The 17,718-nt window shown below is 64.5% G+C and carries 19 protein-coding genes and 1 other RNA gene; 9 read left to right on the top strand and 11 right to left on the bottom strand.

Translation table 11 applies throughout. The annotated features are described in order from the left end of the window. Positions 1-28: 28 nt before the first annotated feature. Together nudC and Q7U29_RS05780 are read right to left on the bottom strand one after the other, a co-directional pair. Positions 29-979: an NAD(+) diphosphatase gene (nudC, locus tag Q7U29_RS05775; protein ID WP_304739409.1), complete on the bottom strand. Its 951-nt coding sequence runs from the start codon at positions 977-979 to the stop codon at positions 29-31. Positions 980-983: 4 nt separating this feature from the next. Beyond that, entirely contained in the window at positions 984-1,409 is a 426-nt protein-coding gene (locus tag Q7U29_RS05780) for an HIT domain-containing protein (RefSeq protein WP_304739411.1), read from the bottom strand. 264 nt (positions 1,410-1,673) lie between these two features. Here Q7U29_RS05780 and ffs point away from each other — a divergent pair. The 5 genes from ffs (at position 1,674) to Q7U29_RS05805 (ending at position 5,193) form a co-directional block, all read left to right on the top strand. Beyond that, an RNA gene (gene ffs / locus Q7U29_RS05785) (signal recognition particle sRNA small type) lies at positions 1,674-1,770 on the top strand. A 162-nt stretch (positions 1,771-1,932) separates the two neighbouring features. Next, on the top strand, positions 1,933-3,786 hold the full coding sequence (locus Q7U29_RS05790; protein WP_304739413.1) for a DNA polymerase III subunit gamma/tau: 1,854 nt from the start codon (positions 1,933-1,935) through the stop codon (positions 3,784-3,786). A 19-nt stretch (positions 3,787-3,805) separates the two neighbouring features. Continuing rightward, complete coding sequence (locus Q7U29_RS05795; protein WP_304739415.1) at positions 3,806-4,126, top strand: YbaB/EbfC family nucleoid-associated protein; 321 nt, start codon at positions 3,806-3,808, stop codon at positions 4,124-4,126. A 5-nt stretch (positions 4,127-4,131) separates the two neighbouring features. After that, positions 4,132-4,737, top strand: a complete 606-nt coding sequence (recR, locus tag Q7U29_RS05800) for a recombination mediator RecR (protein ID WP_304739417.1) — start codon at positions 4,132-4,134, stop codon at positions 4,735-4,737. Between the two features lie 27 nt (positions 4,738-4,764). Beyond that, positions 4,765-5,193 (top strand): hypothetical protein, encoded by a 429-nt coding sequence (locus Q7U29_RS05805; RefSeq protein WP_304739462.1) that lies wholly within the window; start codon positions 4,765-4,767, stop codon positions 5,191-5,193. Positions 5,194-5,380: 187 nt separating this feature from the next. Here Q7U29_RS05805 and Q7U29_RS05810 read toward each other — a convergent pair whose 3' ends face one another. Continuing rightward, positions 5,381-6,751, bottom strand: coding sequence for an MFS transporter (locus tag Q7U29_RS05810; protein WP_304739418.1), 1,371 nt, complete (start codon positions 6,749-6,751; stop codon positions 5,381-5,383). Positions 6,752-6,843: 92 nt separating this feature from the next. On the opposite strand from Q7U29_RS05810, the gene Q7U29_RS05815 reads away from it, so the two are divergent. After that, the gene (locus tag Q7U29_RS05815) at positions 6,844-7,143 is read left to right on the top strand and encodes a GIY-YIG nuclease family protein (protein WP_304739420.1); all 300 of its coding nucleotides are present in this window, start codon (positions 6,844-6,846) and stop codon (positions 7,141-7,143) included. A 192-nt stretch (positions 7,144-7,335) separates the two neighbouring features. Here the strand turns inward: Q7U29_RS05815 and Q7U29_RS05820 are convergent, their stop codons facing one another. Further along, complete coding sequence (locus tag Q7U29_RS05820; protein ID WP_304739422.1) at positions 7,336-8,544, bottom strand: DNA recombination protein RmuC; 1,209 nt, start codon at positions 8,542-8,544, stop codon at positions 7,336-7,338. 189 nt (positions 8,545-8,733) lie between these two features. Between Q7U29_RS05820 and def the strand changes: the two genes are divergently transcribed. From def to truA, 3 genes are all read left to right on the top strand, one after another. Beyond that, complete coding sequence (def, locus tag Q7U29_RS05825) at positions 8,734-9,261, top strand: peptide deformylase (RefSeq protein WP_304739424.1); 528 nt, start codon at positions 8,734-8,736, stop codon at positions 9,259-9,261. Positions 9,262-9,397: 136 nt separating this feature from the next. Beyond that, a complete protein-coding gene (gene fmt, locus Q7U29_RS05830) occupies positions 9,398-10,330 on the top strand; it encodes a methionyl-tRNA formyltransferase (RefSeq protein ID WP_304739426.1) in 933 nt (310 codons plus the stop codon). Next, positions 10,330-11,067 carry a tRNA pseudouridine(38-40) synthase TruA gene (gene truA, locus Q7U29_RS05835; RefSeq protein WP_304739428.1) on the top strand — a complete coding sequence of 246 codons (738 nt, stop codon included), beginning with the start codon at positions 10,330-10,332 and terminating at the stop codon, positions 11,065-11,067. Before fmt ends, truA begins: the two co-directional genes overlap by 1 nt. Positions 11,068-11,207: 140 nt before the next feature. On the opposite strand, the gene dapE is transcribed toward truA, so the two are convergent. The 7 genes from dapE to argB form a co-directional block, all read right to left on the bottom strand. Then, complete coding sequence (dapE, locus tag Q7U29_RS05840) at positions 11,208-12,371, bottom strand: succinyl-diaminopimelate desuccinylase (RefSeq protein WP_304739429.1); 1,164 nt, start codon at positions 12,369-12,371, stop codon at positions 11,208-11,210. Next, a complete protein-coding gene (locus Q7U29_RS05845; RefSeq protein WP_304739431.1) occupies positions 12,368-12,982 on the bottom strand; it encodes a DUF805 domain-containing protein in 615 nt (204 codons plus the stop codon). Before Q7U29_RS05845 ends, dapE begins: the two co-directional genes overlap by 4 nt. 72 nt (positions 12,983-13,054) lie before the next feature. Further along, positions 13,055-13,597 carry a DUF805 domain-containing protein gene (locus Q7U29_RS05850; protein WP_304739433.1) on the bottom strand — a complete coding sequence of 181 codons (543 nt, stop codon included), beginning with the start codon at positions 13,595-13,597 and terminating at the stop codon, positions 13,055-13,057. Between the two features lie 73 nt (positions 13,598-13,670). Then, positions 13,671-14,516, bottom strand: a complete 846-nt coding sequence (gene dapD / locus Q7U29_RS05855) for a 2,3,4,5-tetrahydropyridine-2,6-dicarboxylate N-succinyltransferase (protein ID WP_304739435.1) — start codon at positions 14,514-14,516, stop codon at positions 13,671-13,673. Positions 14,517-14,754: 238 nt separating this feature from the next. Next, a complete protein-coding gene (locus Q7U29_RS05860) occupies positions 14,755-15,447 on the bottom strand; it encodes a pyrimidine 5'-nucleotidase (protein WP_304739436.1) in 693 nt (230 codons plus the stop codon). Between the two features lie 155 nt (positions 15,448-15,602). After that, the gene (locus Q7U29_RS05865) at positions 15,603-16,589 is read right to left on the bottom strand and encodes a DUF1036 domain-containing protein (protein WP_304739464.1); all 987 of its coding nucleotides are present in this window, start codon (positions 16,587-16,589) and stop codon (positions 15,603-15,605) included. Positions 16,590-16,753: 164 nt separating this feature from the next. Then, the gene (gene argB / locus Q7U29_RS05870; protein ID WP_304739438.1) at positions 16,754-17,650 is read right to left on the bottom strand and encodes an acetylglutamate kinase; all 897 of its coding nucleotides are present in this window, start codon (positions 17,648-17,650) and stop codon (positions 16,754-16,756) included. Between the last annotated feature and the right edge of the window lie 68 nt (positions 17,651-17,718).

Genomic DNA, 17,718 nt, shown 5'->3' on the forward strand with positions numbered 1-17,718 from the left:
AATGGATGGAACCATGACGTGTTCCCCGCTATGCGGGTGCGTCCGGGCCCTCATGCAGCCAGCGCCCCAGCAAATGATGGGCAATCGCGAACGGATGCGGGCCGGCGAGGCCGTCGGGATGCTCCCTCTTGATCATCAGCGTCGCCTCGGCGCGGTCGAACCAGCGGGCATCCTCGAGTTCCATGTGGTCGACGATGATGTCTTCGGTGGTGGCGCGCGCCGTGCAACCGATCATCAGGGATGACGGATAGGGCCAGGGCTGCGTCATGTAATAATTGACGTCGGTGCAGCAAATTCCGGATTCCTCGAAGATCTCGCGGCGGACCGCGTCCTCGATGGTTTCGGCGGCTTCGACGAAGCCCGCCAGACACGACCACATGCCCGCGGGAAACTGCTTCTGTCGCCCCAGCAGGCATTTCTCGCCCGAGGTCACCAGCATGATCACGACCGGGTCGGTGCGCGGAAAATGCTCGGCCTTGCAGCTCGGGCAGTCGCGCTTCCAGCCGCCTTCCTTCATCGCCGTGCGGGTCCCGCAATTGGCGCAATAGCCGTGGCGCTGATGCCAGCTCACCATCGATTTCGCCATCGCGATCGCCGAGAGCTGCTCGGGCGGCACCGCGCCCTGCATCGCCATGCCGCGCAGTTCGGTGACGGCGACGTCGTCGCGTGTCAGCAGCTTTTCAACCGAGGCCGCCGAGATGCCCATGCCGAACACCGCCGCGCCGTCGCGCAGGCCGAGAAAAATCGTGCCGGGGTTGGCGCCGTACTTCAGCGCCTCGTCGATGGTCAGCAGCACGCGGGGGCCGCCGGCGTCCTGCTTCACTACCAGCGAATCGCGGTGCACCACATAGGCGCGGGCGTCGCGATGCCCCTCCAGCGCGAACAATTTCTCGTCGCTGCCGCGCAGGTGCGCGGCGCGATCGAGAATGTTGGTGACGAAAGCGGGACGGCCGAGTGGAAAGGAATCGAATGCTGTCATGAGTTCAACCAAGCCAAATCTTGCGACGAAGCGCGCTGATGAAATTCTGGACCTCTTCCGCGTCATGCGCGAGCGGCGGCATCACCCCCCAGACCGGACGCGGCCACGCGGCATCGCTGGTGCGACGCGCGATGACATGGACGTGCAGCTGCGGCACCAGGTTGCCCAGCGCTGCGATATTCAGCTTGTCGCACTTGGTGACCTCTTTCAGGGCACGGGCGACACGGGACGTTTCCGTCATCAATTGCGCCTGCTCGACCTCGGCGAGGTCGATGATCTCGACGGCGTCGGCCCGGCGAGGCACCAGCAGCAGCCAGGGGTAATGCGCGTCCTTGATCACCAGCACCTTGCACAGCGGCAGGTCGCCGATATCGATGGTGTCTTTCTTGAGCTGGGAGTGCAGCGACCAGGCGGGAGCGTCAGAAGGCATGTGGGTTCTCGAACAAGCGCGGCAGCGTCGCAGAGACGGCAGCTGCAAACAACACCCGTCATGCCCGGCTTTATGCCGGGCATCCACGTCTTTTTTCGTGCGCCGCCGGAAAGAAGGGCGTGGACGGCCGGGCATGGGCGAGCGGAAGCGGCGCCGTCCCTTGGACGGCTAAGCCCGGCATGACGAATTGGGGCATTTTGGGCACCCCAGGGATACCCGATGCCCCGCTTGCTTTCCGGGGCTTTTGGCCCCAAATAAGGACCGGGAGATTGGCGGTGGACGAGCCACTCGCCAACCGGGTCAGGTCCGGAAGGAAGCAGCCCTAACGAGGTCCGGATCGGGTCGCTCGTCAGTCTCCTACCTGTTTTTTCGAGCGAATCGCGCTAGATGGGCCATCCCGTCATGCGCTTGATTCAGTTTCGTCGCGTATTCCGCAAAAGTGGGTACCGGTTTTGCGATCAGAATACGCGCCAAGTAATGTTCCGCAAGCCGGCTTCGAGAGACAAACATTGCGGATCGATCGATGACCGACGCTGGCACTCCCGTAACGCCATCAGGCGATCCCGAAAGCGTCCATCAGGGCGGTTTCGACCTTGGCGGCCCGCCGCAGGCCGGCAAGCATTACCGGGTGCTGGCGCGCAAATACCGCCCCTCCAGTTTCGAAGATCTGATCGGCCAGGACGCCGTGGTCCGCACCGTCTCGAACGCGTTCGAAACCGGCCGGATTCCGCAGGCCTGGATCCTGACCGGGGTGCGCGGCGTCGGCAAGACCACCACGGCGCGGATCCTCGCCCGCGCGCTGAATTACGAGCTGCCGGACGGATCGGCCAAGGGGCCGACCATCCACATGCCGGTGCCCGGCGTGCACTGCCAGGCCATCATGGAAAGCCGGCACATGGACGTGCTGGAAATGGACGCCGCCTCCCATACCGGCGTCGACGACGTGCGCCAGATCAACGACAGCGTGCGCTATGCGCCGGCCAGCGCGCGCTACAAGGTCTACATCATCGACGAAGTCCACATGCTCTCGACCGCGGCCTTCAACGCCTTCCTGAAGACGCTGGAAGAGCCGCCGGAACACGCCAAATTCGTGTTCGCCACCACCGAAATCCGCAAAGTCCCGGTCACGGTGCTGTCGCGCTGCCAGCGTTTCGACCTGCGCCGGGTCGAGGCCGACGTCCTGATGAAGCACCTTGGCAATATCGCGGGCAAGGAAAACGTCGAGGTCGAACCCGAGGCGCTCGGCATCATCGCCCGCGCGGCGGAGGGCTCGGTGCGCGATTCGCTGTCGCTGTTCGACCAGGCCATCGCGCATGCGGCCGGCCCGGTGCGCGCCGATGCGGTGCGGCAGATGCTGGGCCTCGCCGACCGCACGAGGGTGATCGACCTGTTCGATTCGCTGGCGCGCGGTGACATCGCCAGCGCATTCCGGGAATTCCGCGAGCAATACGATACCGGCGCCGACCCGATCGTGGTGCTGAGCGACCTCGCCGAATTCGTCAATTTCGTCACCCGGGTCAAGATCGTGCCGGCCACCGCCGACAATGTCGCGTTCGGCGAGACCGAGCGCGTGCGCGCCCGCGACTTTGCTTCAAAGCTCTCGATGCGCATCCTGTCGCGGATGTGGCAGATGCTGCTCAAGGGCATCACCGAGGTGCAGGCCGCGACCCGGCCGGCGGCCGCGGCCGAAATGGTGCTGGTGCGCATCGCCTATGTCGCGGACATGCCGACGCCGGACGAGGCGATCCGGATGCTGGACCAGAATGGCGGCGCCTCGCCGGTGGTCGCATCGAGTTCGGCGTCGGCGCGAGCCACCTCCGCATCGACGGTGTCTTCCATGTCATCTTCAGCGGCCCGCGCATCTTCCGCGCCGCGCGCCAGTGCCGAGGCATCCGCACGACCGCAGATGATGGCGCCGGTGGCCGATGCGCAGTCGGCTCCTGCGGCGATGAAAATCGCCAGCTTCCCCGAACTGGTGGCGCTGGCCGGTGAGAAGCGCGATCTCATGATCAAGGGCGCGCTGGAAGCCCATGTCCGGCTGGTCCGCATCGAGGACGGAAGGCTCGAACTCGCGCTGGAGCCCACCGCGCCGCGGACCCTGGTCAACGATCTCTCGCGCAAGCTGGAACAATGGACCGGGCGGCGCTGGACCGTGATCGTGTCCAACGAGCCTGGACAGCCGACGCTGCGTTCGCAGAACGAAGTACAGAAGAACCAGCGCGAGCGCGCCGCCGAAGCCGATCCGCGGGTGCAGGAGGTGCTGGCGCGGTTTCCCGGCACCAAGGTGATCGAGGTGCGCAAGCTTGCCCCCGAGACGCCGGAATCCGATGTTAACGGTGAAGACCCCGCCGAGACTCCCGACAACGACGATCTCTAGATTTTGAAGGAAGGCATTCATGGCTGATTTTCTCGGCATGATGAAGCAGGCGGCGCAGCTGCAATCCAAGATGCAGGCGATGCAGGAAGAGCTCGGCAACGTCGAGGTCGAGGGCATTTCCGGCGGCGGCCTGGTCCGCGTCCGCATGACCGCGAAGATGCAGGTCAAGGCCGTCAGGATCGATCCGTCGCTGATGAAGGCGGACGAGTGCGAGATCCTCGAGGATCTCTTGGTGACCGCGCACAACGATGCGCAGCGCAAGGCGGAAGCCGCGATGCAGGAGAAGATGCAGGCTTTGACCGGCGGGCTCGGCCTGCCGCCCGGACTGGGGCTCGGCTAGCCCACATGGCTTCTGCGGTTGCCGGTCCCGAAATCGAACGTCTGATCCAGCTGCTGGCGCGGCTGCCGGGGCTCGGCCCGCGTTCGGCGCGGCGCGCGGCGTTGCACCTGATCAAGAAGCGCGAGGCGTTGATGACGCCGCTGGCCGCAGCACTGCAGGTGGCGATCGACAAGATCCAGGTCTGCAAGACCTGCGGCAATATCGATACCCAAAATCCCTGCACGGTCTGCACCGATCCGCGGCGCGATCCCTCGATCATCGTCGTGGTCGCCGACGTCGCCGATCTCTGGGCGCTGGAGCGCGCGCATGCCACCAATGGCCTCTATCACGTGCTCGGCGCGACGCTGTCGCCGCTCGACGGCGTCGGTCCGCAGGACCTCACCATCGATGCGCTGGTGGCGCGCGCGCACGACCAGCGGGTGACCGAAATCATCCTCGCCCTGAATGCGACGGTGGACGGCCAGACCACCGCGCATTACATCACCGACCTGCTGCAGGAGGCCGGCGTCAAGGTGACGAGGCTGGCGCACGGCGTCCCGGTGGGCGGCGAACTCGATTACCTCGACGAAGGCACCCTGTCCGCAGCCATGCGGCAGCGCACGCTATTCTGACAATCGCAAACGGAAATGAACGACATGATGATTCGACGATTCGGCCAACGTCTTGCTTTGGTGACAACGATCGCGGCGGCATGCGCCGCGCCTGCCGCATCCGCACAGCAGGCCGAGCCTGCGCCGAAGCCGGGCCGGCTGATCAACGCCGGGGACGTGCTGTCGGGCGAACTCAACGCCATGAAGGTGCGCGGGGCCAAGAAGGGCAAGAAGGTCGCCACCTACCAGGTCACCAGCGAACCACGCCGGCTGCCGCCGCCGAACGGGCTCTGCAACCTGGAGACCGGACCGGAGACTTTCCAGCTGATCACGTCGAGCGACGCCCAGGCCGCGCAGCTCAAGGGTTTCATCGGCAAGGCAATCTCGATCAAGGTCGACGAAGTCGCCTGCGCGCAGGACGCCGGGCAGATGAGCGAAGCCGTGGTGACGAAATGGAGCGTGGTGACGAAGCATTGAAGTGCTTTGTGTTCGATGGGAGCAGCCACTGCTGCACAACCACTACTCGTCATCGCCCGACTTGATCGGGCGACCCAGTACGCCGGGCCGTCTCGGCTCTATCACCAACGTCTCTGGAATACTGGGTCCCCGCCTTCGCGGGGATGACGACTGAGGTTGTTGGCGCAGCGTTGCGTAAGCTTCGCAGCTAAACCCGCACCGGCCCCAGCTCGTCGAAATGCCCGCGCCGCTGCAGCCAGGCCAGCAGGATCAGGCTCGGAACCGCGACCACGACGGACACCACGAAGAACAATGGCCAGCCTGTCGCCTCGGCTACATAGCCCGAGCCCGCAGAGAGATAAGTGCGCCCGACCGCGGCAAGGGCCGTTAGCAGCGCATATTGGGTCGCGGTGTGCAGCGGGTTCTGGCACAGCGCCGAGAGATACGCGACGAAGATCACGGTGCCGATCGCGCCGGTGAAATTTTCCGCCGTGATGGCGACGGCCAGCGCCCATTGCTTGACGCCGACAAGGGCGAGCCAGCAGAACGCCAGGTTGGAGAGCGCCTGCAGCACGCCGCCGATCCAGAGGCTGGCGGCCAGCGAATAGCGCCGCGCCACATAACCGCCGGCAAAACCGCCGATCAGAGTCGCGGCGAGGCCGACGCCCTTGACGATAGCCGCATAGTCGACCTTGCTGAAGCCGATTTTGATCACGAACGACGCCGTCATGGCGCCGGAAAATGCGTCGGTGAGTTTGTAGAGCACGACGAAGGCCAGCACCGCCCAAGCCTGCTTACGCACCAGAAACTCAGAAAACGCTCTGACGGCCGCATGCATGACGCGTGAGAACGCGGCCTCGCCGCGGGTCGCGGCTTCCGCGCGAGCGGATTGTGCGGGCTCGGTGGCGGCAAGTGCGGTGATGGTGCCGATCAGCACCAGCGCGGCCATGGCAATAAAGCCCCACATCCACGCCGACGTGCGCACGATGCCTGCGCCCTCAAAGGCCGCGACCAGGAACAGCACGCCGGCGGTCGAGACCAGCATGCCGATCCGGTAGGCTGCGACGTAGGAGGCCATGCCCGCGGCCTGCTCGCTTTCGGGCAAGCTCTCGACGCGGAAGGCATCGACCACGATGTCCTGGGTTGCCGACGTCGTCGCCACCAGCAGCGCGCCTAGGACCACGAACAGCGGCGAGCGTACCGGGTCGGTCAGTGCCAGCAGCAGGATTGCACCGATCAGCAGCAGTTGCGAGAACACCAGCCAGCCCCGTCTGCGGCCGAAGGTGCGGGTGAAGAGCGGCACATGCAGCGCGTCGACCAACGGCGCCCAGAGAAATTTCAGCGTATAGGGCGTACCGATCAGCGCAAACAGCCCGATGGTGCGCAGGTCAACGCCGGATTCGGCCATCCACACCTGCAGCGTCGATCCCGACAGCGCCAGCGGCAGGCCGGAAGAAAAACCGAGCAGCAGCACGATCAGCACGCGCGGCTGCAGATACACCGCCCACGCCTCGCGCCACGAGGCGCGCGGGGTGGGGGCGATCGATGCCTTGGGCAAGCTGTCAGGTGCGCTGGTCATGCCGCAGTGCTAGCAGATTCGGGATGGTGAAATAATAATGATAATGTCATCGCCCGGCTCGACCGGGCGACCCAGTATTCCAGAGGCGGTAGATGGGTGCACGTACCTTCTACGTCTACATCGTCGCGAGCCGCATCGGCGGCACGCTCTACATTGGCGTGACCAACGACCTCGTTCGTCGAGTGTGGGAGCATAAGACGGGCGCGACCGAAAGTTTCACCAAAGACTATGACGTGAGTCGACTGGTGTACTTCGAATGCTTCGAGGACATCGAAGCTGCCATTCATCGTGAGAAGCGATTGAAGAAATGGACGCGCGCTTGGAAGATAGCGTTGATTGAGAAAGACAATCCGAACTGGATTGATCTTTATCCGGAGATCGCCGGAGGTTGAAGGCTATCAGCTTGATAGCGTCGTCCCAAGAACCACAAACAACCAAAGTTGTCGTCCTCCGCGAAAGCGGGGGACCCAGTATTCCAGAGGCGTCCGAGATCAATCGAGAGGCCGCGGCTTACCGGGTCGCCCGGTCAAGCCGGGCGATGACAGCATCATGTGTTGCGCCTGTGTACTCTCCATCGCGCCCGCCTACTCCCCCGCCTGCAGCTTGCGGGCCAGCGGGAACAGTTCGGCGCTGGCCGGCCTGGCGACAGGCGCCGTCTCGGCGGAGGCCTCGGCCTTGCTGAAGTCCAGCTCCTCGATCCGGCCCGCTCGCTTCTCGATCTTGTCGGCGGAGATCAGGATCTGGCGGACATCCTCGTTGACGTCGCCGAAATGCTTCTGCAGCTTCAGCACGCGGTCGCGCAGCCGGTTGAGATCGTCACCGAGGTTGAGCACCTCGGTGCGGATCTGGTCGGCGGCGTCGCGCATCCGCGCGTCCTTCAGGATCTGCTGCATCACCTGGATCGCCAGCATCAACAGCGACGGCGACACCAGCACCACGCGGGCGCGGTAGGCCTTCTGGATCACGTCGTCGAAGCCGTCGTGGATTTCGGCATAGACCGATTCCGACGGCACGAACATCAGCGCGGTGTCCTGGGTCTCGCCTGTGATCAGGTATTTCTCGGCGATATCGCTGACATGCTTCATGACGTCGGCGCGCAGCCGCTGCGTGGCGTATTTCTTTTCCTCGTCGGTGCGCGCGTCATGCAGCGCGGTCATCGCCTCCAGCGGAAATTTGGCGTCGATGCAGAGCGGGCGCTGGTCCGGCAGGAACACCACGCAATCCGGCCGCTTGCCCGATGACAGCGTGTACTGGAACTCGTAGGCGCCCTTCGGCATGCCGTCCTGGACGATGGCTTCCATCCGGGCCTGACCGAAGGCGCCGCGCGATTGCTTGTTGGCGAGCACGTCGCGCAGCGTGGTGACCTGCGAGGTCAGGTCGGTGAGGTTCTTGTGCGCGTTGTCGATGATGCCGAGCCGCTCATGCAGCACGCGCAGGGAATCCATGGTGTTGCGGGTGGTCGCTTCCATCGACTGGCCGACCCGGTGGGTGACCGAATCCAGCCGCTCGTTGACGGCGCGCGCCATGTCAGCCTGGCGGCCGGCCAGCGCCTGGCCCATTTCGTGGACCCGGCCGGTGGCCTCGGACTGGGCCCGCAGCATTTCGCTGACCCGCTCCTCCAGCTCGTCGGCCCGGATGGCCTGCGCCATCGCCACCGCCGCTCCCCGGCTGCCGGAGCGCGCGATGACGATGGCGATGGTCAGCAGCAGCACCAGCGCCAGCGCGCCGAAACCGAGCAGCGCCTCGCCGGTGTGGACCGGCACCTCGCCGACCATGAAAAGGATCTCGTTCATGCCGCCCTTGTAGCCGATTCGGCGGGAAACGCGAACGAAGAGGGAACGTTTATGGTTAATCGAAGCCTGATTTTCGTGGTTAAGTTTGCCTGAAGATTCATGGTTAGCGCGGGGTTAACGGGCTCGGCTGACGCATTGACCCCGGCAGATCGGCAGCTTAAATCGCCCCCGAAGGCACCCAGAAAGACCATGGCACTCAGAGAAATCATCATCCTGCCGGACAAGCAGTTGCGGCTGATCTCCAAACCTGTCGAAAAGGTCACGGCAGAGATCCGCCGGCTGGCTGACGACATGCTGGAGACCATGTACGACGCGCCCGGTATCGGTCTCGCGGCAATCCAGGTCGCGCAGCCGTTGCGGCTGATCACGATGGACCTCGCCAAGAAGAACGAGGACGGCGAGATCTCGCCGCGACCGCGGGTCTTCATCAACCCGGAGATCGTGTCGTCGTCGGAAGAGTTTTCAGTCTACGAGGAAGGCTGCCTGTCGATCCCCGAATATTACGAAGAGGTCGAGCGGCCGTCGCAGGTGCGCATCCGTTTCACCGACCTCGACGGCAAGGTGCATGAGGAAGACGCCGACGGCCTGTTCGCGACCTGCATCCAGCACGAGATCGACCACCTCAACGGCGTGCTGTTCGTGGACTATCTGTCGAAGTTGAAGCGCGACCGCGTGCTGAAGAAGTTTACAAAAGCCGCGAAGCGGGCGACGGAGTAGAGTTCTCTCAGCCGTCATGCCCGGGCTTGACCCGGGCATCCACGTCTTACTTTCTTCGCGGACCAAAGACGTGGATGGCCGGGTCAGGCCCGGCCATGACGAGTAAACTGAATTTGCCGTAGGGACTTCCGCGAATATGCCGCTCCGTCTGATCTTCATGGGCACGCCCGATTTCGCAGTGCCGACGCTGCTGGAACTCGTCGCCCATGGCCACGAGATCGCGGCGGTCTATACCCGCGCGGCCAAGCCCGCCGGGCGCGGCATGAAGCTGCAGCCGACTCCGGTGGAGCAGGAAGCTCGGCGGCTCAACATCCCGGTACTCACGCCCACCACCTTGAAGACGCCGGAAGCGCTGGAGGAGTTTGGCTCCCACGGGGCCGATGCCGCGGTGGTCGTCGCCTATGGCATGATCCTGCCCAGGACCATCCTCGATGCGCCGCCGCTCGGCTGCTTCAATCTGCATGCCTCGCTGCTGCCGCGCTGGCGCGGGGCCGCCCCGATCAACCGCGCCATCATGGCCGGCGATGCCGAGAGCGGCGTGATGGTGATGAAAATGGATGTCGGTCTCGATACCGGCGACGTCGCCATGGCCGAACGCCTGGCGATATCAGATGCCATGACGGCCGCCGATCTGCATGACGCGCTGGCGCCGCTCGGCGCCGACCTGATGGTGCGCGCGATGGGCGCGCTGGAGCGCGGCAGATTGCAGCTCACGAAACAGAGCGATGAGGGCGTGACCTACGCCGCCAAGATCGAAAAGGCCGAAGCGCGGATCGACTGGAACCGGCCGGCCCGCGAGGTACTGCGCCACATTCACGGGCTGTCGCCGTTTCCCGGCGCCTGGTGCGAACTGGCGATCGATGGCGAGCAGGTCCGGATCAAGATACTGCGCTGCGAACTGGCCAGGGGAGAGGGCGCGCCGGGCGATCTGCTCGATGACCACATGACGATTGCCTGCCGGGACGGCGCGGTCCGCATTCTCGACCTGCAGCGCGCCGGCGCAAAGCCGATGAAGGCGCAGGAATTTTTGCGCGGCACCCCGTTGCGACCGCCGCTGCGGCTCGTGTGATGCCCCGCTACAAACTCCTCATCGAATATGACGGCGCGCCGTTCTGCGGCTGGCAGCTGCAGGACAATGGCGCCACGGTGCAGGGCGCCCTGGAAGACGCGGTCAAGGCAATCTGCGGCGAGCGGGTGCGCGTGCACGGCGCCGGCCGCACCGATGCCGGGGTGCACGCGCTGGGACAGGTCGCGCATTGCGACATTGCCAAACATTTCGTGCCGGGCCGCTTTCGCGACGGCCTCAACGCGCATTTGCGGCCGCATCCGATCGGCGTGCTCAGTGCAGAGATCGTCCCCGACAGTTTCGAGGCGCGGTTCTCGGCCAGGAAGCGTCATTATATTTATCGCATCTCCAATCGCCGGGCCAACCTTGCGCTCGACATCGGCAAGGTCTGGCGGCTGCCGCGGCCGCTCGACAGCGACGCCATGCATGAGGCGGCGCAGCGGCTGGTCGGCAAGTTCGACTTCACCACCTTCCGCGATACCGAATGCCAGGCCAAATCGCCGGAGAAGACGCTCGACCAGCTCGACGTGGTGAGAGACGGCGACGCCGTCAACATCATCACCTCGGCGCGCTCGTTCCTGCACAGCCAGGTGCGCTCGATGGTGGGCTCGCTGGTCTGGGTCGGCGAGGGCCGCTGGAGCGCCGACGATCTGCAGAAGGCGCTCGACGCGAGAAGCCGCACCGCCTGCGGCCCGGTCGCGCCGCCGGACGGGCTGTATCTGGTGCGGGTGGATTATTAGCTTTCTTTACCTCTCCCGCTTGCGGGGGAGGTCGCGCGCGAAGCGCGCGGGTGGGGGAATTCTATCCGCTGGCGCCGGTGCTGTTGAAGCACCCCCACCCCGGCCCTCCCCCGCAAGCGGGAGAGGGGGAAGAAAACAGATCACCCAAAATACCTATCCAGCACGCCGCGATAGACCTTCGTCAATTTTTCAAGATCGGCAACCGGCGTCCGCTCGTCGATCTGGTGCATGGTCTGGCCGACCAGGCCGAACTCGATCACCGGGCAGTAGCTCGAAATGAAGCGCGCGTCCGAAGTGCCGCCGGAGGTCGACAGTTCCGGCTTGCGGCCGGTGACTTCCTCGATCGCGGCGACCGCGAGATCCGTGAAGGGACCGGGCTTTGTCACGAACACGTTGGAATTCGACGGCTCCCAAACGATCCGGGCCTTGATCCGGTTGCCGCACGCCTTGGTCATGCGCGCTTCCACCAACTCGCGCAGCGTCTCCTGGGTGTGGAGATCGTTGAAGCGGATGTTGAATTTCGCGCGAGCCTGGCCGGGGATCACGTTGCCGGCCTTGTTGCCGACGTCGACCGAGGTGAATTCGAGGTTGGAGGCCTGGAACTGGGCGCTGCCGTGATCGAGCGGCTCGTCGCTGAGCGCCACGATCAACCTTGAAATATCCGGCACCGGATTCGCCGCGCGGTGCGGATAGGCGACGTGGCCCTGGATGCCGTCGACATACAGCATGCCATGCAGCGAGCCGCGCCGGCCGACCTTGATGCAGTCGCCCATCACTTCCTGGTTGCTGGGTTCGCCGAGCACGCAGTGGTCGAATTTCTCACCGCGGGCCGCCGCCCATTGCAGCAGTTTGATGGTGCCGTTGACGGAGATGTCCTCCTCGTCGCCGGTGATCAGGAACGAGATCGAACCCTTCGGCTTTCCATCATGGGCTGCGAGATACTCCAGCACCGCGGCCACGCTGCAGGCGATGCCGCCCTTCATGTCGACGGCGCCGCGCCCGTACAGAAAGCCGTCCTTGACGTCGCCGGAGAACGCGCCATGGGTCCAGGCGCTCTCGTCGCCCGGCGGCACCACGTCGGTATGTCCGGCAAAGGTGATGTGCGGCGCCGAAGCCCCGATGCGGGCATAGAGATTGTCGATATCGGCGGTGCCGGGCTCGCCGAAGGTGACCCGGTGCACCTCGAAGCCGGCGGCCTGCAGGATGTTTTCGAGAACGCCGAGCGCGCCGGCATCAGCCGGTGTTACCGAGGGGCAGCGCAGCAGGTCGCGGGCGATGGAGAGAGCGGAGAGGGCATCATTCATGCACTCCGCTTAACATACCAAACCGGAGGTGGACCAGCCTTGTGCGGCACCATTTCGATTTCGCTCCGCTGCTGCCAGCCCGGCATTGCATCGATCGGCGCCAGCGGGTCGGGTCCGAACCGGTTGGTCTTGCGCGACCCCTTCAGGCAATACATCTCGACGAAGCCCCAGAGGTAGAGCACGAAGGTGGCAAGACCCAGCGCCATCGCCGCATGGGAATACTCGAACCGATCGGCGAGTTCGTTGAAAATGCCGGGCATTGCGAAGAACGGGACCATCCACCAGCCGCTCCTGTCGCGGTCATGCAGTCGCTTGATGGACGTCGCAAGGTAGACCCACAGAACCAGCGGTGTGCCGACCACCTTGATGAGCAGCAATGGCTGACCGGCAGTTCGCAACGACTGATATGAGTCGGGATTAAGCAGTTTGAAGAGATCCGAGGTGCTGAAACTGAGTGAACCTGTCGGTGCGGGGTTGCCGAACAGGCTCCCGAGCACGATGGCCAGCAGGCCCAGGAAGATCATCCAGGACAGGATGACCGGCACCGCGAGCCAGAGTTTGGCGCGATTGATGCGGCCGTCGAAGCTGAACAGAAACCAGTTCCAGTCCATCGGGAAACCTCCGGCGCGGGAGATCCCGCGGTTCGGCATATTGGTCGCACACCGCCCGATTTCGGTTCGAACCTAGGATCGCCGCCCATGTGCTGCGAGCGGCAAGCCGGCGTTGCGCACCAGAAAGGCCGGGACGTTGTCCTGAATTGGTCGCGAGGGCGCCGGAGCGCCGGTCGTGACCTGTGAAAGCGGATCGGGCCCGAACCGGTTGCGTCCATCTGACCCCATCAGGAAAAACAACTCGATGACGACCCAGGTTTGCAGAACGGGCAGGGCAACCGCCAGCATCACGAGCAGCAATTCCTTGCCGATCGAGATATCGACGCCGAAATAGAGGCCGATAAAGAGGCTGTAATACGCATAGGAAAGCAGGTTCACGAAAAGGACGGCAACCGCCCACCAGCCGCTCCGGTTGCGGTCATGAAGCCGCTTCGCCGTCGTGGCGGTGTTGAGCCAGAACATCGTGAGTGCGACGACCCAGTGCAGCGCCTCCGATTGCGGCGAGAGCTTGAGCCACAATACGAGCCAGGCGGTGAGGAGCGCCAACTGCACCACGAGATATCTGGCGCGGTTGAGGCGGCCCCTGAAGCTCAGGAGTAACCAGGCGTAGTCCATCGCGACCTCCGGACCGCCGGCAATGGCCGGCGGTTCCGGAAGATTGGTCGTGCGACGCCGAATTCGGTTCGAATTAATCCCGCAGCAGCTCGTTGATGCTGGTCTTGGCGCGGGTGCGCTCGTCGACCCGCTTGACGATCACCGCGCAGGCGGTGGACGGGCCGGGCTGGCCGTTCTTCAGGGGGCGAGCCGGCAGATTGCCGGGCACCACGACGGCATATTCCGGCACTTCGCCGATGAAGGTTTCGCCGGTGTCACGATCGACGATCTTGGTGGAGGCGCCGAGGAACACGCCCATCGACAGCACCGCGCCCTTGCGCACGATCACGCCTTCGGCGACTTCCGAGCGCGCGCCGATGAAGCAATCGTCCTCGATGATGACGGGTTCGGCCTGCAGCGGCTCCAGCACGCCGCCGATGCCGACGCCGCCGGAAATGTGCACGCGCTTGCCGATCTGGGCGCAGGAGCCGACCGTCGACCAGGTGTCGATCATGGTGGATTCATCGACATAGGCGCCGAGATTGACGAAGGAGGGCATCAGCACCACGTTCCTGGCGATGAAGGCCGAGCGGCGGACGATGGCGCCCGGCACCGCGCGAAAGCCGGCGTCGCGAAACCGGTTCTCGCCCCAGCCGTCGAACTTCGAGGGCACCTTGTCCCACCACGAGGCCTGGCCGGGGCCGCCTGATATCGCGCTCATGTCGTTGAGCCGGAACGACAGCAGCACCGCCTTCTTCAGCCATTGATTGACCTTCCACTTGCCGCTGACGTCGCGCTCGGCAACCCGGGCCTCGCCCTTGTCGAGTAGTTCGAGCGCCGAATCGACGGCGTCGCGGACTTCGCCCCTGGTCGCGGTCGAGACGCTGTCGCGGGCATCGAACGCGGTGTTGACGGATGATTCGAGGGAGGCGAGAGACATCGAGATTTCCTCAGGGCGCGCGGGATTGTCGGGGCGGCAATTGGGAGGCTTTTGTCGGGATTTGGCAGGGGAGAGTCAAGACTCTCCCAACCGTCGTCCCGGCCTCCGCGCCGGGACCCACACCGCGTGATCTTTCGGCACACGGAAGCTGTTTGACGATCTTTCGCAATCCCATTGGCCGGTGGCTATGGGTCCCGGCTCGGGGACCGGGACGACGTGTTGTTGGAGCTGTTCCTTACTACGTCGACAACACCTTCTGCAAAAACCCCGTCAGGTCATCCGTGACATGATCGACATGGGCGGCATCGCGGCCTTCCAGTTCCCAGTCCTCGCGGACCACTTCCTGTGAGCCGTCGGGCACCACCAGCACGGTGGTCATGCCGAGCTGGTGCGGTACCACGAGGTTGCGCGCCAGATCCTCGAACATCGCCGAGGTGGCGGGAGTCACGCCGTGATCCCTGAGGAATTTCTGATAGGTTTGCGGCGCCGGCTTCGGCTCCAGGTCCGCGGCGATAATGTCGAACACCGCCTCGAAGTGGTCGCCGATGCCGAGCCGCGCCAGCACCGCGCTCGCGTGGTCGGTGGAGCCGTTGGTCAGGATCAGCTTGCGTCCGGGAAGTCTGGCGATCGCAGCGCCCATCGCCGGGTTCGGCTCCAGCGGCGAATGATCGATCCTGTGCACATAGGCGAGATAGTCGTCGGCGCGCACGCCGTGCTCGGTCATCATGCCTCGCATGGTGGTGCCGTAGCGGCGATAATAGTCCTTCTGGATCACTCGCGCCTCATCCCGCGTGATCTTCAGCCAGGCGCTGACGAACTCGCCGATACGGGTATCGACCTGCTGCCACAGATTGACGTGATGCGGATACAGCGTGTTGTCGAGATCGAACACCCAGGTGTCGATGTCGGTGAAGCGGCGGGGAGTTGTCATCTCTCTCATCCCGTCGTCCCCGCGAACGCGGGGACCCATACGCCGCGGCGGCTGTCGTGATCACGGTGCGAGTTGAACGCGATTGTTGCGGGCATTTGCGATTCCAATTGGGGCCGGTGGTTATGGGTCCCTGCGTTCGCAGGGACGACGGAAGATCACGGCAATGCAAACCGCAGCGTCTTGCCGCCGCTGCTCATGTCGACGGCGGCAAAGCCGGTCACGGTGAGGCCGCGGTTGCCGCAGTCGTGCTGGTCGTTGACCTCGAATTTGCTCTCGCGGGTACAGAGCTGGGTGGCGCCGCCCCAGTTCAGCGGCCGGTCCCTGAACTTGAGCGCGCGGTTTTCGCCGTCGACCGCCTCGGCGAAACTGAAAATCTGCTTCGGCTGGCCTGACACGTCGGGATGCAGGCATTTGCCGGGATCGATGCGGTACCAGCCGCGGCTGATCACGGTCTTGCCGTCGTCGGTGGCTATCGCGGCCATGATCTTGTGCGGCGTGTCGTTGCACCAGGTCAGCCCGGTGGTGGACGGCGATTGCACCGCGTCGATCATGGTGGAAAAGAATTTCGGCGACTGCACCAGGTCGGCGGTCAGCCCGCGGCTTTTCAGGAATGCCGCCAGTGCGGCCTGCGTCTTCGGGCCGTCGAGGCCGTCGATCGGCGCCGCATCATAGCCCGCGATCACCAGCAGCCGCTGAATGGCGGCCAGCCGCGCCTGCTCGTCGTCATATTCGCTGCCTTCCGCCAGATACGCCACCAGATGGCCGTCGTCGGTCTTCGTCGGATTGATCTGGGTGAACGGCGCCGGGGTCTGTCCGGCACGGCACTGGCGGGCCGCGGCAATGACGAAATTGTCCGGCGCTATGCAGAGCGTGTCGTTGCCGCTCTGCGGCACCGGCGACGAGCCGTAGACGCCGAGCGCGCGGGCATTGAGCAGGATGCGGTCGGCGGTCAGCGTGCCCTGCGCGACGACGCGGCACGCCGCCGGATCGATCCGGAACCAGCCGCGCGTCGCGGTGGCGGCCTTGTCGTCGATGCCGATCGCGACCTCGACCACATAGCTCATGCGGTTGCAGAGTTTCAGGTCGGCATAGGCCGGCACGGCCGAGAAGAGGTAGGAGATCGCGGCCGCGGGCAATGAGATCAGCACATTTCGCAAGGCCGAGGAAGAAACCGGCGTAGCATCAAGTCCGTCATGCCCGGGCTTGACCCGGGCATCCACGTCTTCCCTGCGACCAGAAAGCAAGACGTGGATGGCCGGAATAAATCCGGCCATGACGGCTCTCACTTTCCTGGCCGCGTGGGTCATCACTTGTGGATCAGCGTGCCGGTGCCCTGGTTGGTGAACAGTTCGAGCAGCACGGCGTGCGGGGTCTTGCCGTCGATGATGACGACACCCTCGACGCCCTGCTCGAGCGAGTAGATGCAGGTTTCGACCTTCGGGATCATGCCGCCGGAAATGGTGCCGTCGGCGATCAGTTTTCGCGCGTCCTTCACCGACAGTTCCGGAATCAGCTTCTTCGACTTGTCGAGCACGCCGGGAACGTCGGTCAGGAGCAGCAGCCGTTTCGCTTTCAGCGCGCCGGCGACCGCGCCGGCAAACGTGTCGGCGTTGACGTTGAAGGTCTGCCCCGAGGCCGATGTCGCCAGCGGCGCCAGCACCGGGATCAGTTCATGGCCGATCAGCTGGTTCAGCAGCGTCAGGTCGACCTTTTCGGGCTCGCCGACGAAGCCGAGATCGACCACCCGTTCGATATGCGAATCCGGATCCACCATGGTGCGCGTCGCCTTCGAGGCGATCACCATGTTGCCGTCCTTGCCGCAGAGGCCGACCGCCTTGCCGCCGGCCTCGTTGATGTAGCCGACCAGCTGCTTGTTGATCGAACCGGCCAGCACCATCTCGACGATCTCGATGGTGGCGGCATCGGTGATGCGCAAGCCGGCGGCGAATTCGGACTGGATGCCGAGCCGCTTCAGCATGGTGGCGATCTGCGGCCCGCCGCCATGCACCACCACCGGATTGATGGCGGTCTGTTCCAGAAGAACGATGTCGCGGGCGAAGGCCTTGGCGGTTTCCTCGGCGCCCATGGCATGGCCGCCATATTTGATGACGATGGTTTCCTCGTCATACTGCTGCATGTGCGGCAGCGCCTCGGACAGGATGCGGGCCTGATCGAGCGGACTGATATGCGGCGCGTCGGTCATGAAGCAGGTCTCGTCAGATTTGGGTTGGCCGGGTTCTTATCTGATTGGCGGGCGGGGCGCAAAGCATG

The sequence above is a fragment of the Bradyrhizobium sp. genome (genome assembly GCF_030654605.1).
Lineage (GTDB): Bacteria > Pseudomonadota > Alphaproteobacteria > Rhizobiales > Xanthobacteraceae > Bradyrhizobium.

Coding starts and splice junctions, on each gene's coding strand:
- nudC (WP_304739409.1), bottom strand. CDS start 979: ATGACAGCATTCGATTCCTTTCCACTCGGCCGTCCCGCTTTCGTCACC.
- Q7U29_RS05780 (WP_304739411.1), bottom strand. CDS start 1,409: ATGCCTTCTGACGCTCCCGCCTGGTCGCTGCACTCCCAGCTCAAGAAA.
- Q7U29_RS05790 (WP_304739413.1), top strand. CDS start 1,933: ATGACCGACGCTGGCACTCCCGTAACGCCATCAGGCGATCCCGAAAGC.
- Q7U29_RS05795 (WP_304739415.1), top strand. CDS start 3,806: ATGGCTGATTTTCTCGGCATGATGAAGCAGGCGGCGCAGCTGCAATCC.
- recR (WP_304739417.1), top strand. CDS start 4,132: ATGGCTTCTGCGGTTGCCGGTCCCGAAATCGAACGTCTGATCCAGCTG.
- Q7U29_RS05805 (WP_304739462.1), top strand. CDS start 4,765: ATGATTCGACGATTCGGCCAACGTCTTGCTTTGGTGACAACGATCGCG.
- Q7U29_RS05810 (WP_304739418.1), bottom strand. CDS start 6,751: ATGACCAGCGCACCTGACAGCTTGCCCAAGGCATCGATCGCCCCCACC.
- Q7U29_RS05815 (WP_304739420.1), top strand. CDS start 6,844: ATGGGTGCACGTACCTTCTACGTCTACATCGTCGCGAGCCGCATCGGC.
- Q7U29_RS05820 (WP_304739422.1), bottom strand. CDS start 8,544: ATGAACGAGATCCTTTTCATGGTCGGCGAGGTGCCGGTCCACACCGGC.
- def (WP_304739424.1), top strand. CDS start 8,734: ATGGCACTCAGAGAAATCATCATCCTGCCGGACAAGCAGTTGCGGCTG.
- fmt (WP_304739426.1), top strand. CDS start 9,398: ATGCCGCTCCGTCTGATCTTCATGGGCACGCCCGATTTCGCAGTGCCG.
- truA (WP_304739428.1), top strand. CDS start 10,330: ATGCCCCGCTACAAACTCCTCATCGAATATGACGGCGCGCCGTTCTGC.
- dapE (WP_304739429.1), bottom strand. CDS start 12,371: ATGAATGATGCCCTCTCCGCTCTCTCCATCGCCCGCGACCTGCTGCGC.
- Q7U29_RS05845 (WP_304739431.1), bottom strand. CDS start 12,982: ATGGACTGGAACTGGTTTCTGTTCAGCTTCGACGGCCGCATCAATCGC.
- Q7U29_RS05850 (WP_304739433.1), bottom strand. CDS start 13,597: ATGGACTACGCCTGGTTACTCCTGAGCTTCAGGGGCCGCCTCAACCGC.
- dapD (WP_304739435.1), bottom strand. CDS start 14,516: ATGTCTCTCGCCTCCCTCGAATCATCCGTCAACACCGCGTTCGATGCC.
- Q7U29_RS05860 (WP_304739436.1), bottom strand. CDS start 15,447: ATGACAACTCCCCGCCGCTTCACCGACATCGACACCTGGGTGTTCGAT.
- argB (WP_304739438.1), bottom strand. CDS start 17,650: ATGACCGACGCGCCGCATATCAGTCCGCTCGATCAGGCCCGCATCCTG.